General features: G+C 69.5%; 11 protein-coding genes. 5 read left to right on the top strand and 6 right to left on the bottom strand.

Annotated elements, in window-relative coordinates; translation table 11 throughout:
* Positions 1 to 20 precede the first annotated feature (20 nt).
* Together BJ998_RS34195 and BJ998_RS34190 are read right to left on the bottom strand one after the other, a co-directional pair.
* Positions 21 to 191, bottom strand: a complete 171-nt coding sequence (locus BJ998_RS34195) for a hypothetical protein (protein WP_184867438.1) — start codon at positions 189 to 191, stop codon at positions 21 to 23.
* A gap of 152 nt (positions 192 to 343) precedes the next feature.
* Positions 344 to 3295 carry an AfsR/SARP family transcriptional regulator gene (locus BJ998_RS34190; RefSeq protein ID WP_184867437.1) on the bottom strand — a complete coding sequence of 984 codons (2952 nt, stop codon included), beginning with the start codon at positions 3293 to 3295 and terminating at the stop codon, positions 344 to 346.
* A gap of 191 nt (positions 3296 to 3486) precedes the next feature.
* On the opposite strand from BJ998_RS34190, the gene BJ998_RS34185 reads away from it, so the two are divergent.
* Together BJ998_RS34185 and BJ998_RS34180 are read left to right on the top strand one after the other, a co-directional pair.
* Positions 3487 to 4686, top strand: coding sequence for a CDP-glycerol glycerophosphotransferase family protein (locus BJ998_RS34185; protein WP_184867436.1), 1200 nt, complete (start codon positions 3487 to 3489; stop codon positions 4684 to 4686).
* Between the two features lie 2 nt (positions 4687 to 4688).
* On the top strand, positions 4689 to 4967 hold the full coding sequence (locus BJ998_RS34180; RefSeq protein ID WP_184867435.1) for a hypothetical protein: 279 nt from the start codon (positions 4689 to 4691) through the stop codon (positions 4965 to 4967).
* Here the strand turns inward: BJ998_RS34180 and BJ998_RS34175 are convergent.
* Entirely contained in the window at positions 4894 to 6990 is a 2097-nt protein-coding gene (locus BJ998_RS34175; RefSeq protein WP_184867434.1) for an ATP-binding protein, read from the bottom strand. The two genes, BJ998_RS34180 and BJ998_RS34175, sit on opposite strands and share 74 nt — an antisense overlap.
* A 246-nt stretch (positions 6991 to 7236) precedes the next feature.
* Here BJ998_RS34175 and BJ998_RS34170 point away from each other — a divergent pair, with 246 nt between their 5' ends.
* Positions 7237 to 8412, top strand: a complete 1176-nt coding sequence (locus BJ998_RS34170) for a glycoside hydrolase family 88/105 protein (protein ID WP_184867433.1) — start codon at positions 7237 to 7239, stop codon at positions 8410 to 8412.
* 125 nt (positions 8413 to 8537) lie between these two features.
* Here BJ998_RS34170 and BJ998_RS34165 read toward each other — a convergent pair whose 3' ends face one another.
* A complete protein-coding gene (locus tag BJ998_RS34165) occupies positions 8538 to 9704 on the bottom strand; it encodes an MFS transporter (protein WP_184867432.1) in 1167 nt (388 codons plus the stop codon).
* A gap of 264 nt (positions 9705 to 9968) precedes the next feature.
* Between BJ998_RS34165 and BJ998_RS34160 the strand changes: the two genes are divergently transcribed.
* A complete protein-coding gene (locus tag BJ998_RS34160; protein WP_184867431.1) occupies positions 9969 to 10676 on the top strand; it encodes an SDR family oxidoreductase in 708 nt (235 codons plus the stop codon).
* Positions 10677 to 10707: 31 nt separating this feature from the next.
* Here BJ998_RS34160 and icmF read toward each other — a convergent pair whose 3' ends face one another.
* Positions 10708 to 13935, bottom strand: coding sequence for a fused isobutyryl-CoA mutase/GTPase IcmF (gene icmF / locus BJ998_RS34155; protein ID WP_184867430.1), 3228 nt, complete (start codon positions 13933 to 13935; stop codon positions 10708 to 10710).
* A 353-nt stretch (positions 13936 to 14288) separates the two neighbouring features.
* On the opposite strand from icmF, the gene BJ998_RS34150 reads away from it, so the two are divergent.
* Positions 14289 to 15317, top strand: a complete 1029-nt coding sequence (locus BJ998_RS34150; RefSeq protein ID WP_184867429.1) for a phosphatidylinositol-specific phospholipase C domain-containing protein — start codon at positions 14289 to 14291, stop codon at positions 15315 to 15317.
* A gap of 29 nt (positions 15318 to 15346) precedes the next feature.
* Here BJ998_RS34150 and BJ998_RS34145 read toward each other — a convergent pair whose 3' ends face one another.
* Complete coding sequence (locus tag BJ998_RS34145) at positions 15347 to 15823, bottom strand: LapA family protein (RefSeq protein ID WP_246488713.1); 477 nt, start codon at positions 15821 to 15823, stop codon at positions 15347 to 15349.
* Positions 15824 to 15826 lie beyond the last annotated feature (3 nt).

Below are 15826 nucleotides of genomic sequence, written 5' to 3'. Positions count from 1 at the left end.
CCGCGTGTCGGTTTACTGGTTCAGACCATCGTGGTTGTCGTGGACGGGCTGTCCACTCGGTTGATGAGCCCCCAGGCGGCCTTCTCCGCCTTGGCGGGCGCCGAGCCGAAGGCCGGCACGGCAATAGGGGTGAGTGCAACCGCAACGAAGAGCGCAGCGGCAAGCGCCCGCTTACAAACGATCAACGTCATGAGCGGGGAGGATGCCAGACGGCGTAAGCCGCCCCCTCGCCGGGGGTCACCTGTCTGGGGTCAACCCCCCGTTCGTGCGCTACTCGTGCACGTGCACCGAACGTTGTTAGTTGCCCATTAAATTATTCGTCCGGGTGACGAGCGTGTCCTTGCTACGCTCCGTGCTGCCACTCCGGCCCGCCCGGATTCATGTCACCGCCGGCCCCGCGCAGAAGGTTGCGCAACTGCGTCACTCGGCCATCCGTGTCCGGGACGGCGGTGTCGGTCAGGAAGTCCAGGGCGGCACGCCAGGAGGACCGCGCGCCGCTGTGATCACCGCGGGCGGCAAGCGCATAACCGCGTACAAGCAGGGCACGAGTCCGCAAATCCGGCGACTTCGCCGTTTCCGGTAGCCCAAGGGAGCGGTCAGCCCATGCGATGGTGTTGTCGAAGGAGCCGAAATCGTAATGGATCTCGGCCAGCGTCACCTGCGTTTCGGCGACCTTCACCCGATCGCCGCTCCTGATGTGTAGAGCGAGCGCTTTGCGAGCCAGGGGTAATGCTTCCGAATTCTCGCCGTGCTCGTGCAAGAGAGTCGCCATTTCCGCCAGCGTCGTGCCCTTTCCCCTGGTGTGTCCGATGTTCTCGCGAATACTGAGGGCTCGTCGGTACAGTTCGAGTGCCTCGTCGTCGCGGCCGAGTTTGCGGTAGGCGTTGGCCAGCTGATCGATGACCACGGCCTCGGTGTTCTGAGTCCCGATCTCCTGGACAGCGGACAGCGCTTTCTCGTACAGGCCGACGGCGGTGTCCAGATCGCCGGTCGCCACGTGCACGCTGGCCAGATTGGACAACACGATCGGCAGCAGCTCGCGGAGATCATGCGCGGAGGCGATGGCCAACGCCCGGCGCAGCGCCGTCTCGGCGTCGGCGTACTTGCCGAGGCGGTGATTGATCATGCCGAGGTCGTTGTACATTCCGCACTCGCCCTCGGAATTGCCCAGTTCGCGGGCCGCGTCCAGGCCGATGCGATGGATCGCCAGCAGTTCGGTGTGCATGCGGAGCCGATCCATGACCTCCTGGCAGTACGCGGCCAGCCGCCAGCAGTGCTCCGGGAATCCCCGGCGAGCGATGGCCACGGCGGCACTCAGGGTGGCCGACTCGGCGCTCGCCCAGGCGATGACGGCCGAATCGTCCTCGAAGGTCATCGGCTGCACCGGGGCCGGAGCAGGCAAGGAAGGAATCTCCGCGCCACTGGGGACCAGGCGGCGATAGCCGGCCGCCAGGGACAAGACGAGCCAGTCGAGCATTCGACGTTGCGCGGCCCGAGCGTCCGGCACTGCCTCGGTACGCTCGGCGAGTTGGGCGGCATAGCCATGGAGAAGCTGGTGCAAGCGGAAACGGCGGCCGGTGCCGTGCTGCAGTAGGTTCACGCGGACCAGGGCGCGCAGGTTCTGGTCCACTTCGGACCGTTCGGCGTCGAGCAGGGCACACACGGCGTCGGCGGAGAAGTCGGTGCCGGGTAACAGCCCGAGTGCGGCGAAGGTGCCGGCGGCCGACGGCGAAAGGGCCTGGAACGACCAACTGAACGGAGCGGCGAGGGTGGCGGCCTCGTCGTCGTCGCTGCCGAGGGCGCCGAGCACGTCCTGCCGTTGCAGCTCGCGGGCCAGGTCGACGAGGCGGGCGTGTGGGCGCTCGACGACGCGCTGGGTGACGATGCGCAGCGCGAGCGGAAGTCCGCTGGTGAGGCTGGCCAGATGTCGAACCGCGTCGCGGTCCTCGGCGGCGCGGACCGGGCCGAGTGACGAGGTGAGCAGCGAGAGGGACTCCTCGGCGTCCAGCGGGGACACGGTCATCGACTCGGCGTGGTCGTGCACGACGAGTCCGGCGAGCAGGTCTCTGCTGGTGATCAGGATGACGCAGTTCGGCGCGGCGGCGAGTAAGGGCTTGACCTGACTGGTGTCCCGGGCATTGTCGAACAGCAGGGCGATCCTCTTCTGTCCCAACATGCTGCGTATGCGGGCCTGGCGTTCGTCCACGCTCTTCGGGATGTCATGGTCGCCGAGCGACAGCAACAACACCGACAGGGCGTCTTCCGGGGCCAGCGGTCCGGTGGGGCCGTAGCCGCGCAGGTCTATCGAGTACTGGCCATCCGGGAAGCGGTCGCGGTTGCGATCGATCCACTGCACGGCGAGGCTGGTTTTGCCGACGCCGGGCATTCCGTGCAGGGTGCACACCCGATGCGTCCCGGCGGCCTCGCCGTTGGCGAGGAGTGTGTCCAGCCGGGCGAGGAGATCGGCGCGGCCGACGAAGTCGGGGACGGCTCGGGGCAATTGGCGCGCCGAGCGCGTCTGCACGGTCGATTGCGTGTGCACGACGGAATCGCGTTCCGAGCGGAGCAGGCCGGTGTACAGCGCGCGGAGCTCGGGGCCGGGATCGGTGCCCAGTTCGTCGGCGACCCGCTCCCGGAAGCGGTTGTAGACCCTGATGGCTTCGCTGATCTGGCCGAGCGCGGCGAGTGCGCGCATCTGCCGAAGGATCAGTTCCTCGTCGAGTTCGCGGCCGCGAACGAGGGTGCGAACGACACGAAGGACCTCAGTGTTCTCGCCGAGCGCAAGTTGGCTGTCGAACAGCGCGTAGTGGGCGCGCAGACGGTCGAACGTCTCCAGCTGTTCGCGGCAGTGATCGGCCCAAGGACCCTTGACCTCGGCCAGCGGTCGTGGCGTCCACAGCGCCAATCCCTCCTTGAGCAGGGCGGACGCTTTCGAATGATCGTGCCGCGCCGCCGATTCGTACGCCTGTTCGGCAATCGCGCGGAACCTGTGCAGATCAATGAGACCGGGATCGGTGCTGATGCGATAGGCATTGCCGTCACGCTCGATCCGCGCCGGCGCGGCCGCCTTTTCCAGCGCCTTGCGCAGGCGGCTCACCAGTGCGTGGAAGTTGCTTCTGACCTGCTCGAAAGTCCGGTCCGGCGACCACAACTCACCCACCAGCGTGTCGATCGGAACGGAGTTGTTGACATCGTGCAGCAGCAACGCGAGCAGGCCGCGTTGCTTGGTCGTGCCAAGATCGACCTGAACCCCGTGCACGTGCAGCCGGGTAGGTCCGAGGATCGTGAATTCCACCAGCGCCGCCCTTCGCTGGTCACCCTTTAAGACTTCGGATTTCCAGTGTGCACCAGTGCGCGCGCCGCACCACCGCAAATTCGGGGTTGTTCTCCCGATCGGTCTAGTCGGCAAGCGAACCGCAAGTGCGCCGTCAACCGTGAAGGTCACGCTGGACGCGCGGAGTCGGGGATAACGCAAGGGGGTACCACATGTCCGCCGCCGAATGGTTGACCGCGCCGGTCGGCATCAACGCGTCCCGCTGGGTGACGCGCTCGGGCCTGCGCACCGTGCTCGCCGTCGTCCACACCGTCACGAGCGGCCAGCGCCTGCTCGAGGCGATCGAAACCGTCGAAACCGACCCACGGGTGCAGATCCTGTTCACCCAGGGCCCGGACGCCTTCAGCAACGGGGTCGGCGACTTCCTGCGCGACACCGAAGGCGTGGTGCTGGACTGGCACCAAGCCGTGAACACGCATTTCGATCTTGCGATCAGCGCGGCGTACGGTGGGCTGCACGAACTGCACGCACCGCTGCTGGTGATGCCGCACGGCGCCGGGTACGGCAAGACTCACGACGGCGGCGTACGGGCCGAGAGCTACGGGCTGGACGCCCAGCGGCTGACCCACAACGGCCGGGTGCTGATGGACGCCGTCGTGCTTTCCCATGACAGCCAACTGGAACTGCTACGCCGACAGTGCCCGGAGGCGGTCGACCGAGCCGTCGTGGTCGGCGACATCTGCTACGACCGTCTCAAGGCCAGCGTCCCGCAGCGCGATGCCTACCGCGCGGCGCTCGGCCTGGCACCGGGCCAGGAACTGGTCGTCGTCGCGTCGACGTGGGGAGGGAACTCGCTGTTCGCCCGCAACGGCGACCTGCTGCCGCATCTGCACGAGAACCTCGCCGCCGACCGCTACCGGCTGGCCGCGCTGATGCACCCGGCGGTGTGGTTCGGTCACGGGCGGCGGCAGTTGCGGTCGTGGCTGGCGGACAGTCGAGCGGCCGGCCTCCTGCTGGTGCCACCGGAGGCCGACTGGCGGGCTGTGGTCGTGGCGGCCGACTATCTGATCGGCGACCACGGTTCCGTCCCGGCCTACGCCGCCTCGATCGGCCGTCCGGTGCTGCTCACCGACCAGCCGCTGCGAGCGGTGCACTCCGCCGGCTCGGCGCAGGAGTCGCTGTCGGCAGCGGCGGTCCGACTGGCGCCGGGAGAACCGGTGGAGCCCCAGCTCGCCGCTGCCCGGCGCCGTGCCGTCACGGTGAGCACGCTGGTGGCCAACCGCATCACCTCCCGGCCGGGCACCGCCATGGCCACGCTGGCCGAGCAGCTGTACCGGTTACTCGGACTGACTCCCTCGGGTCGGCATCGCGCTGTCGAGCCCGTGCCGGTGCCGGCCCCGGGCGGGTGGTGACCGTGCACCGCGCCGTGGACGGCACCACCGTCTGCACCGTCCACGACGGACTCGCGCAGCTGGCGGATGTGCTCGTCGCCGAAGCCCCTGACGAACGAACCGCACACCGCCTGGCACGGGAGACGCTCGCCGACCATCCCGCCGGTGTCCTCCTTTTCGTACTGCCGGACAACGGTTTCGTGGTCGCCGTGCGGGGCGGCGCGACGTTCACGGTCCACACCGGTCGGTCCCTTGTGGACCAGCTGGCTCTCGTGCTGCATGCGATGTGGTCAAGTCGTTGAGCAGATTCCGTGCCGCGGGCAACCGCCACGACCGCAACGTCGTGAAGATCTCGACCGCGGCACGGAGATGCTCGACGGCATCGGCGACGTCGCCGCACCGCCGTGCGATGTCGGCGAGCACCTCGTGGCTCTCGGCCACCCCGGCCGGCGAGCCGAGGGCGGCCAGCTCGGAAAGGGCACGGGTGGCCGTCTCGCGGGCCATGTCCGTGTCCCCCGCGCCGGCGGCGGCCCGGCCCCGGGCCACGAGAACCCTCGCCTCGTTGTACGGATCGGCGACGTCCAAGCCGGCGAACACCGCGGGCGCCTCGGCGAGCACGTCGAGCGCCTCGCGGTGGCGGCCCGCGGCCGACAGCGCCGTGCCGAGATTGATCAGCGTCAGCCCCAGCGAACGAGCCGCGCCCAGCCGACGGTTGGTCGCGGCCAGCGACCTGAACTCGTCGATCGCCGGCTCCGGCTGGCCGGACTCCAGGTGCAACAGCGCGAGTCCCTCCTGGGCGTCGGCTACACCGCGGTCGTCGTCGATGGACCGCGCGCAGTCCATCGACAGCCGGAAACACTGCTCGGCCTCGTCGCGCCGGCCGAGAATGGCGCACACCCGGCCCAGTCGCTTCAGCATGTCGGCCTCCGCGAACACGTTGCCCCACGTCCGGGCGGCGGCCACCCCACGCCGGTCGATCTCCAGCCGGTCGAGATAGTGCTTGCGGTACAGCAGCAGTGGCCACATCACGTCGGACAGCTGCCACGCGAGCTCCGCCCACCCCTGCTCCATCGCCGCGCGCCCGGCGGCGATCAGGTTGACCCGCTCGCCGTCCAGCCAGTCCAGCGCCTCGTCACGGCCGGCGAACTCCGGCAGTTCGACCGGCTCGGCGGCGAACGCGTACGGCAACCGACGGCGGCTCGGGCTCACGAGCCGATCGGCCCGGCCGGCCGCGGCGAGATACCACTCCACCACGGCCCGCAGTGCCGCCGCCCGCTCGTCGTCGCCGTCGTGCCGGACGCACTGTTCACGCGCGTGCAGCCGCAGCAGGTCGTGCAGCCGGAACCGGTCCTCGCCGACTTCCTCCACCATGCTCACCTCGACCAGCTCGCCGAGCAGCTTCCTGGCCACCGCCGGATCGGCGCCCGTCAGAACCGCGCAGGCCGGGCCCACGCCGAACTCGGCGCCGGGCTGCAACCCCTGCCGGCGATACAGCGTCGCCTCGGCGTCCGACAGCGCCCGGTACGACAGATCGAAGCTGGCCAACACGGACACCTGCCCCGGGGCGGACAGCGCGTCCAGCCGACGCCGCTCGTCGGACAGCTCGGTCACCACCCTCGCCACCGACCACTTGGGCCTGCTCGCGAGGCGAGCCGCCGCCACCCTGACCGCGATCGGCAGGCCGCCGCACAGGTCCACCAGGCTCTGCGCCTGATCGGGCTGCCGGTCCACCCGGTCGTCCCCGACAGTCCTGGCCAGCAATCGGACCGCGGCCGCGGACGTGAGCGGTTCCACCTCGAGTATCCGGGCCCCGTCCGCGGCGAGCCCGGTCAGCCGGTGCCTGCTGGTCACGACGACGGCGCAGCCCGGCGACGCCGGCAGCGCCAGCCGGACCTGCGCCGCCGAGAAGGCGTCGTCGAGGAACACCAGCAGCTTGCGGTCGGCGGTCACGCTGCGGAACAGCGCCGCCTGCTCGGACAGGCCCACCGGCATCCGCTGCGGGTCGACGCCCAACGTGCGGAGAAACGCGCCGAGAATCTCGCTCGGCGGCACCGGATCGGAGCCGCCGAACCCGGCCAGATCGGCGTGGAGTTCGCCGTCGGGAAAGCGGTTCCGTCGGGCATGCGCCCACTGCAACGCGAGCGCCGTCTTTCCGACGCCACCCTGCCCGGTCAGCACGACCACCAGCGGATACTCGCCCGCCTGCGCCTCGATCAGCATGTCGTCCAGCGCGGCCAGTTCGGCTCGCCGCCCAGTGAAATGCACCGGCGCGGGCAGCAACTGCCGCGGCAGCGGCGGCCGGTCCGCACCAACCGCCGTGTGCACATGCACTCCCCCGTGAATGACGCCGGTCTGCACGACATTGGCTATGGAATCGGCATTCACCTCGTTGTCCACGGCACCCCCGTCCCGTCACCTCGTTTTCGACGGTACGGGACGGTTCCCCGCCGTGGATCCACCACACGGGGCGTCCGACCTCTTGCGGCTGTGACGCATATCCGTGTACGCCTGCAGAGAAAGTCGTCCCCACTACGACGTCGGGCCACGCCGCCGGCTCGGCTGGAGGAAAGCATGTCCAGCTCGATCTCGCGGCGGGAATTCGGCCGCCTGGCGGTGTTGACGGGCGGTGCGCTGGCGGCAGCGGCCGGCACGGCGGAGGCAGCGCCGGAAACCACCGAGGCGGCGACGGACTGGTCGAAGGCGGTGGTGGACTCGACCATCGCCCGCAACCCGGACCCGAAGTCGCTCGGAGGCTGGGGGTACACGCAGGGCCTGTTCCTGTACGGCACGTACCTCGTCTACCAACGCCTGCGCACGCCCTCGTACCTGGCCTACATCAAGCGCTGGGTGGACTACTCCGTCGACAGCTCGGGCCACATCAACAACTCGTTCAACAGCCTGGACTCGATGCAGGCAGGCGTGTTGCTGCCGATCCTGCACCGGGAGACGGGCGACAGCCGCTACCGCACGGCGGCGCAGCAGCTTCGCAACCGGTACCCGAGCTACCCCCGCACGAGCGACGGGGCGATGTGGCATTCGACGTCGTTCACGCAACAGCTGTGGTGCGACGGCCTGTACATGGGGCAGCCGTTCCTGGCCGACTACGGCAAGCAGTACAACGACCAGACGTACTGCTTCCAGGAGGCGTACCACAACCTGACGACGTACTTCGGGCACCTGACGTCGCCGACGGGGCTGCTGTTCCACGCGTACTCGGCGGACGGCAAGGCGTCGTGGGCGAACAAGACGACGCACACCTCGCCGTACTTCTGGGCCCGGGCGATCGGCTGGGTGGCGCTGGCGCACTTCGACGTGCTGGACGCGCTGCCGGCCGACGACTCCCGGCGGGCGCAACTGGTCAAGAACGTGCAGCAGCTGGTGAACGCCTTCGTGAAGTATCAGGATCCGGCCACGGGGCGCTGGTTCCAGGTCGTCGACAAGGGCACGGATCCGAACAACTGGACGGAGACCTCGGCCTCGTCCATGTACACCTACGCGATCTCCCGGGCGGTGCGCGCCGGCTATGTGTCGTCGAGCCTGTCCGCGGCGGCGCAGAAGGGTTATCAGGGCGTGTTGAAGAAGGTGACGCTGGGCTCGGACGGCCGCACGAACATCGCCGACATCTGCCCGGGAACCGGCGTCACCGGATCGCTCTCCGGCTACTACGGCCGGCCGCGTACCACGAACGACCAGCACGGCCTGGGCACGTTCCTGATCATGAACGAGGAGCTGACGAAGCCGCTGTAGGCGTCCGCGCGGGCACCACGGCGCGGTGGTGCCCGCCGCGCAAGTTCCTCGTACTCGACCAGCGTGACCATCGGCTCGCCGGCCTTGATCACGTGCTCCGGCGCAGCCCGGATCTGTGACAGGCTTCAGCGGGCGGTGCCGACCGGCAGCGCGACGGCGGTGCCGGCGAGCATGACAGCGGCGCTGAAGATCAGGGCGGCGCGGAGGTCGACCGTGCCGAGGAAGCCGCCGAGGACGGCGCCGACCGGCTGCGTGCCGTAGACGAGGAAGCGCCAGCCGGCGTTGACGCGGGACAGCTGCTCTGGGGCGACCATGGCCTGCCGGAAGGTCTGCTGGTTGACGCCGTAGAGGGCGGGCCCGGCACCGCGAAGCGCCTGGGAGAGCAGGGCGGGGCCGGCGGCGAGGAGGAGGCCGGCGCAGGAGGACAGGAGCATGCCCAGCACGAAGGTCTTACCGGGGCCCAGCCTCCGAGTGACCACAGGCGTGATCAATGCGCCGGAAATGCCGGCGACACCGGCGATCGTCACGGCGACGCCGACCAGGCCAGGCGAGAAACCCAGCACCCGCACCAAGTACAGCACCAGCACGGCGTTCTGCATCTGACCGCCGAGCGCGCCGAGGGTGGCGGCGATGGTGACGGGTCGAAGCACCGGATGCGTGAAGGCGATCCGCAGGCCCCCGAAAAGGTCGGGCTTGCCCCGCAAGGGGTTCCCGCCGCCGGAAACGGTGATCCGGCTCTTGCACAGTGCGGCGACAAGGAACGACACGGCGTCGACGGCCGTCGCGAGCGGGGCGGTCAGCAGCACGACGAGCCCGCTGCCGAGCGCGGATCCGGCCACGTTCACGGTGGAACTCGTGAGCATCAGGGCGCTGTTGGCCGGTAACAGCTGCTCACGAGGCACCAACATCGGGGTGAACGACTGCGCGGCGACGGCGTCGAACAGCGCGCACACACCGACCAAGGTCACCACAACGTACAGCTGCGCCAACGAGAGCACGCCCAGCACCGCGGCGACCGGGACGGAGCCGATCAGCACCAGCTGGCACAGATCGGTGATCACCAGGATTTGCTTGTACGGCAACCGATCCACCCATACCCCGGCCGGTAGACCGAGCATCAGGTGGGGCAGGAATGCGACCGTGCCGAGGAAGCCCATCTCGAACGGCGTCGCATGCAGGTAGACCACCGCCGCCAGCGGCAGCGCCACCGTCGTCACGCTGGATCCCAGCAGGGACACGGAGTTCCCGACGAACAGCCGGCGGAAGTCCTTGTACCGCAAGAGCAACGTCACGGACGCGACCCTACAAGCCTGGTTCCGTCCCGAACCGCTCGCTCTGCCCACAGCAGAGCGCCCCGCACATACCCCCGCCGATCACCGGCAACCGCCCGTGCCACCGACAGCAGATCTCCCCCGGCCACCCTCCGTGACCTGCTTCACCCGCAGCTGGATAGCAAAATTATATCCAGGCGTGTAGGTTCGGAGTCGCGGTCGTGAGCCGCCGACCGGGGACACCGCCGACCGAAGGCGCCGGCGATCGAGGACAGGGGAAAGACCATGGACATCAAGGGATCCGTCGCACTCGTCACCGGCGCCAACCGCGGCATCGGCCACGCCTTCGCCCGCTCGCTGCTCGCCCACGGCGCCGCCAAGGTCTACGCCGGGGCCCGGGACCTCACGTCGATCACCGACCCCGACCTGGTTCCGCTGCGCCTCGACGTCACCGACCCGGACGACATCGCCCGCGCCGCCGCGGCGGCCGGCGACGTGTCGATCCTGGTCAACAACGCCGGCATCGGCAGCAAGGGCGACCTCATGACCGGCGACTTCGACGAGGCGCGGCGCATCATGGAGGTCAACTACTTCGGCACCTGGGCCGTGTCCCGGGCCTTCGCCCCGATCCTCGCCCGCAACGGCGGCGGAGCCGTGGTCAACATGCTCTCGCTCGCCTCGTGGGTCGGCAGCGCCCGCTGGCCCGCCTACGCCGCCTCCAAGGCCGCCCAGTGGTCCCTCACCCAGACGCTGCGCGCCGGCCTGGCCGACCAGGGCACGCTCGTCGTCGGCGTGCATGCCGGCTTCGTCGACACCGACATGAGCGCCTGGGTCACCGGGCCCAAGATCACCGCTGACGACGTCGCCGAGCAGACCGTCCGGGCGCTGCTGGCGGACCAGGCCGAGGTGCTGGCCGACGAGCCGACCCGGCGGACCAAAGCCGCGCTCTCCCAGCCCGTCGACGCGTACGTGAGTGGCTCACTTCGCCGCTGAGAGCAAGTGAGCCACTCACGTGGCGAACCCGTCAGATGTTGCGCCGGTACTGACCGCCGACCTCGAAGAACGCCTCGGTGATCTGGCCGAGGGTGCACACCCGGGCGGCGTCCATCAGCACCTCGAACACGTTCTCGCCGCTGGTGGCGGCCGTGCGCAGCCGGGCCAGCGCGTCGGCGGCCTCGGAGCGGTGGCGGCGCTGGAAGTCCAGGGTCCGCTCGACCTGGGACTCCTTCTCCTGCTCGGTGGCGCGGGCCAGCTCGATCTCCACCGGGCCCTCGTCGGCCTGCGGCGCCAGGAACGTGTTCACGCCGATCAGCGGCAGCGTCCCGTTGTGCTTGCGCTGCTCGTACAGCATCGACTCGTCCTGGATCCGGCCGCGCTGGTAGCCGGTCTCCATGGCGCCGAGCACGCCGCCGCGCTCGGAGATCCGGTCGAACTCGGCCAGCACGGCCTCCTCGACCAGGTCGGTCAGCTCGTCGACGACGAACGAACCCTGCAACGGGTTCTCGTTCATCGACAGGCCCCACTCCTTGTTGATGATCAGCTGGATGGCCATGGCGCGGCGCACCGAGCTCTCGGTGGGGGTGGTGACGGCCTCGTCGTAGGCGTTGGTGTGCAAGCTGTTGCAGTTGTCGTACAGCGCGCACAGGGCCTGCAGCGTGGTGCGGATGTCGTTGAAGTTCATCTCCTGCGCGTGCAGCGAGCGACCCGAGGTCTGCACGTGGTACTTGAACTTCTGCGACCGCTCGTTGGCGCCGTAGCGGTCCCGCATCGCGATGGCCCAGATCCGCCGCGCCACCCGGCCGATCACGCTGTACTCGGCGTCCATCCCGTTGGAGAAGAAGAACGACAGGTTGGCGGCGAAGTCGTCGATGTCCATGCCGCGCGCCAGGTACGACTCCACGTAGGTGAAGCCGTTGGCCAGCGTGAACGCCAGCTGGCTGATGGGGTTGGCGCCGGCCTCGGCGATGTGGTAGCCGGAGATCGACACCGAGTAGAAGTTGCGCACCTTGTTGGCGATGAACCATTCCTGGATGTCGGCCATCATGCGCAGGCTGAACTCGGTGGAGAAGATGCAGGTGTTCTGGCCCTGGTCCTCCTTGAGGATGTCGGCCTGCACGGTGCCGCGCACGTTGGCCAGCGCCCACGCCCGCAGCTCCGCGGTCTCCTCGGCCGACGGCTCCCGGCCGTGCTCGGCCCGGAACGCGTCGACGCGCTGGTCGATCGCCGTGTTCAGGAAGTAGGCCAGGATCGTCGGCGCCGGGCCGTTGATCGTCATCGACACCGACGTGGTCGGCGAGGTGAGGTCGAAGCCGTCGTAGAGGGCCTTCATGTCCTCCAGCGACGCGATGGACACGCCGGAGGTGCCGATCTTGCCGTAGACGTCCGGGGGGGTGTCGGGGTCGCGACCGTAGAGCGTGACGGAGTCGAACGCGGTGGACAGCCGGGTCGCCGCCGAGCCCTCGGACAACAGCTTGAACCGCTTGTTGGTGCGGAAGGCGTCGCCCTCGCCGGCGAACATGCGGGCCGGGTCCTCGCCGTCCCGCTTGAACGGGAAGACGCCCGCCGTGTACGGGAAGCGGCCGGGCAGGTTCTCCTTGCGCAGGAAGCGCAGCAGCGTGCCGTCGTCGTCGAACCGGGGCAGGCTGACCCGGCGGACCTTGTTGCCGGACAGCGTCTCCCGGGTCAGCGCGGTGCGGATCTCCTTGTCCCGCACGGTGAACACCAGCTCGTCGCCGGAGTACTGCTCGACCGTGTGCGGCCAGTCGGCCAGCAAGTCGGCGCTGTCCCGGTCCACCTTGCGCTCGGTCTCGTCCACCAGGGCGGAAAGGTCCGAAGTGGACTTACCGGCGGCGTCCAGCGCCTTCTGCGCCTCGACCAGGTGGGCGTGCCGGCGGACGGCCTCGACCTGCTCCTCGGTCCGCCTGTGGTACGAGCGAACCGTGTCGGCGATGTCGGAGAGGTAGCGGGCGCGGGCGGCCGGCACGACGGTGGACGCCGAGGTGGAGACCTTGCCCTCGACCCTGGGCAGCACGCCGTGCTCGAACCCGAGCTCCGCCACGAGGTGCTGGTACAGCGCGGTGACGCCGTCGTCGTTGAAGGTGGCGGCGCTGGTGCCGAAGACCGGCATGTCCTCCCAGGTGGAGCCGAACGCCTCGCGGTTGCGCACCAGCTGGCGGGCCACGTCGCGACGGGCGTCCTCGGCGCCGCGGCGCTCGAACTTGTTGATCGCCACCGCGTCGGCGAAGTCCAGCATGTCGATCTTCTCCAGCTGCGACGCGGCGCCGAACTCCGGCGTCATCACGTACAGCGAGTGGTCGACGAACGGCACGATCGCGGCGTCGCCCTGGCCGATGCCGGGCGTCTCGACGACGATCAGGTCCGCGCCGGCCGCCTTGCAGGCCAGGATCGCGTCGGCCAGGCCGTCCGGCACCTCCGCGCCGGCCCGGCGGGTCGCCATGGAGCGGAAGAACACCCGTTCCCGGTCGAGGCAGTTCATCCGGATCCGGTCGCCCAGCAGCGCACCGCCACCGCGGCGACGACTCGGGTCAACCGCCAGCACGGCGATGTGCAGCTTGTCCTGCTGGTCCAGCCGGAACCGGCGGACCAGCTCGTCGGTCAGCGAGGACTTGCCGGAGCCGCCGGTGCCGGTGATGCCCAGGACCGGCACGCGCCGGTCGCCGACCGCCTCGGTCATCGCCGACCGCAGCTCGCCGGGCAGCTTGCCGGCCTCGATCACCGTGATGGCCCGGGCCAGCGCGTCCTGCGCGCCGGTGAACAGGCCGTCCCAGGTGGCCGGGACCTGCTCGGACAGGTCGGTGTCGCAGGAGGCGACCATGGTGTTGATCATCGCGGCGAGGCCCATGTGCTGGCCGTCGGCCGGCGAGAAGATGCGGGCCACGCCCCGGGAGTGCAGCAGCTCGATCTCCCGCGGCACGATCACGCCGCCCCCGCCGCCGTACACCTTGACGTGCCCGGCGCCGCGCTCGGCCAGCAGCTGCACCAGGTACGTGAAGTACTCGACGTGGCCGCCCTGGTAGGCGCTGATCGCCACGCCCTGCGCGTCCTCCTGGATCGCGGCCGTGACGACCTCGTCCACCGACCGGTTGTGGCCCAGGTGGATCACCTCGGCGCCCTGCGACTGGAGGATGCGCCGCATGATGTTGATGGCGGCGTCGTGCCCGTCGAACAGGCTGGCGGCGGTGATGAACCGGACCGGGTTGCTCGGCTTGTGGAGAGCAACTGCTCCGCTCACTGCGCCACCTCGCTAGCGCTCGGTGTCCGCGTTCGCGGACGCTCGGCGTTGAATGGTTCGCTCGCAAGCTCGCTCACTGGGACTCCTCGTGGGTGGCCTCCCAAATACTTTGCCTTCCTACTATCGGGAGTGCAACCAATGCGGGTGCGGCGCCGCTCACACGGCCGCCCGAAAATCGGGCGTGACCGGCGAATACGACAGTCCGCACGGCCGCCGGGTTAACACCGTTCATCCATCCGGCTACCAGCACGCTTCCGTTATCGGTTGAGCCTGTCGATGCCGCCTGCGCGCCCGTAGGGTCGCACCCGGGTGCCGCCACACCCCGTGATCGGACGAGAACTGAGGAGATCCCTATGCGGGTGAGCAAGGTGGCGGTCGCGGTGCTGGCGCTGGCGGGCCTGACCGCCGGGACCGCGACGGCCGACGGGACCGGATCGCTGCGGCTGTCCGAGGCCACCACGGTCGGCATCCACAACACCTACGACACCGCCGCCTACCAGTACCTGGCGCAGTCGCTGGACGCCGGCGCGAACCTGGTCGAGCTGGACGCGTGGTTCAACATCTTCACGAAGAAGTGGAACGTCAGCCACAGCAACCCGATCGGCAGCGACAACAACTGCGTGCAGGCCAAGTCGCCGACCGCGAACCTGTACAGCGGCACACGCAACCAGAACCTCAACGACTGCCTCGACGACATCAACGTGTGGCTGGGCAACCACCCGAACGCCGGCCCGCTCACGGTGAAGATCGAGCTCAAGGCCGGCTTCGACGCCACCATCGGCCTCGGCCCGGCCAGCCTGGACAGCTACGTGCACAACAGCCTGGGCAGCCGGGTGTTCCGGCCGGTCGACCTGCTCGGCTCGTACCCGTCGCTCGACGACGCCGCCAAGGCCAACAACTGGCCGACCCGGGCCGCGCTCGCCGGCAAGGTGCTGGTGGAGATCATCCCCGGCACGGTCGAGGAGCAGAACCCGACCGACCACCTGCGCACCGACGTCGAGTACGCGCAGTACCTCAAGGGCCTGGCCAGCTCCGGCAACCTGGCGCAGGCGCAGATCTTCCCGGCGGTGCACAACGCCGCCGCCGGCGACCCGCGCAGCCAGTACAGCGACGCCTCGCTGCGGCCGTGGTTCGTGGTGTTCGACGGCGACGCCAGCGCCTACATCGACGGCGGCATCGACACCTCGTTCTACGTGGCCAACCACTACTTCCTGATCATGACCGACGCGCAGAACGTCAAGCCGGCGATCGACGACGTCAACCCGACCGTGCAGCAGGCGCAGGACCGGGTCGCGCTGGTGGCGAGCAAGGGCGCCAGCGTGGTCGGCACCGACTGGCGGCAGCTCACCACCGTGCTGCCCGAGGTCCTGCCCCGGGGCTGAGCGGGGAAGCGGGCCTGACGCCGACGGCGTCAGGCCTGCTTCGACGCCTTTCGGAACGACCGCCGCAGCTGGATGATCCGGCCGTAGCCGGGGATCGCCACCAGCAGGACGCCGCAGATCGCCGCCAGCAGGAGGGCGACGCCGAGCGGGAACTGGCCGCCCCAGCCGAAGAAGTAGATGGTCACGTAGGTGTTGTTCTGCACGATGAAGACGAGCAGCAGCAACAACACGACGGCGGCCACGGTGATGCCTACCCAGAGGCCGCTGATGCGGGTCCGCTTGAGGCGCACGGGCTCGGCGGCGGGGGTGTCGGCGACGCCGGGCTCGACGGCGCCCGGGCGGCCGACCTCGGTGTCGGTGGCGGCGGGCTCGATCGCCGCCCCGCCGCCGGGCACCATGCCGCCGGGCATGGCCGGGACGGCGGGCGTCTCGGGCACGGCGTCGCGCATGGGCGGGACCTCGGGCGTCTCGTGCTGGGCGGCGGCGCCGCGGTTCGGCTCGGTCATGGA

This window comes from Kutzneria kofuensis, from assembly GCF_014203355.1.
GTDB lineage: Bacteria > Actinomycetota > Actinomycetes > Mycobacteriales > Pseudonocardiaceae > Kutzneria > Kutzneria kofuensis.
Note: the sequence above shows the minus strand (reverse complement) of the source record. Positions and strands in the feature narration are given on the sequence as shown.

Coding starts and splice junctions, on each gene's coding strand:
- BJ998_RS34195 (WP_184867438.1), bottom strand. CDS start 191: ATGACGTTGATCGTTTGTAAGCGGGCGCTTGCCGCTGCGCTCTTCGTT.
- BJ998_RS34185 (WP_184867436.1), top strand. CDS start 3,487: ATGTCCGCCGCCGAATGGTTGACCGCGCCGGTCGGCATCAACGCGTCC.
- BJ998_RS34170 (WP_184867433.1), top strand. CDS start 7,237: ATGTCCAGCTCGATCTCGCGGCGGGAATTCGGCCGCCTGGCGGTGTTG.
- BJ998_RS34160 (WP_184867431.1), top strand. CDS start 9,969: ATGGACATCAAGGGATCCGTCGCACTCGTCACCGGCGCCAACCGCGGC.
- BJ998_RS34150 (WP_184867429.1), top strand. CDS start 14,289: ATGCGGGTGAGCAAGGTGGCGGTCGCGGTGCTGGCGCTGGCGGGCCTG.
- BJ998_RS34145 (WP_246488713.1), bottom strand. CDS start 15,823: ATGACCGAGCCGAACCGCGGCGCCGCCGCCCAGCACGAGACGCCCGAG.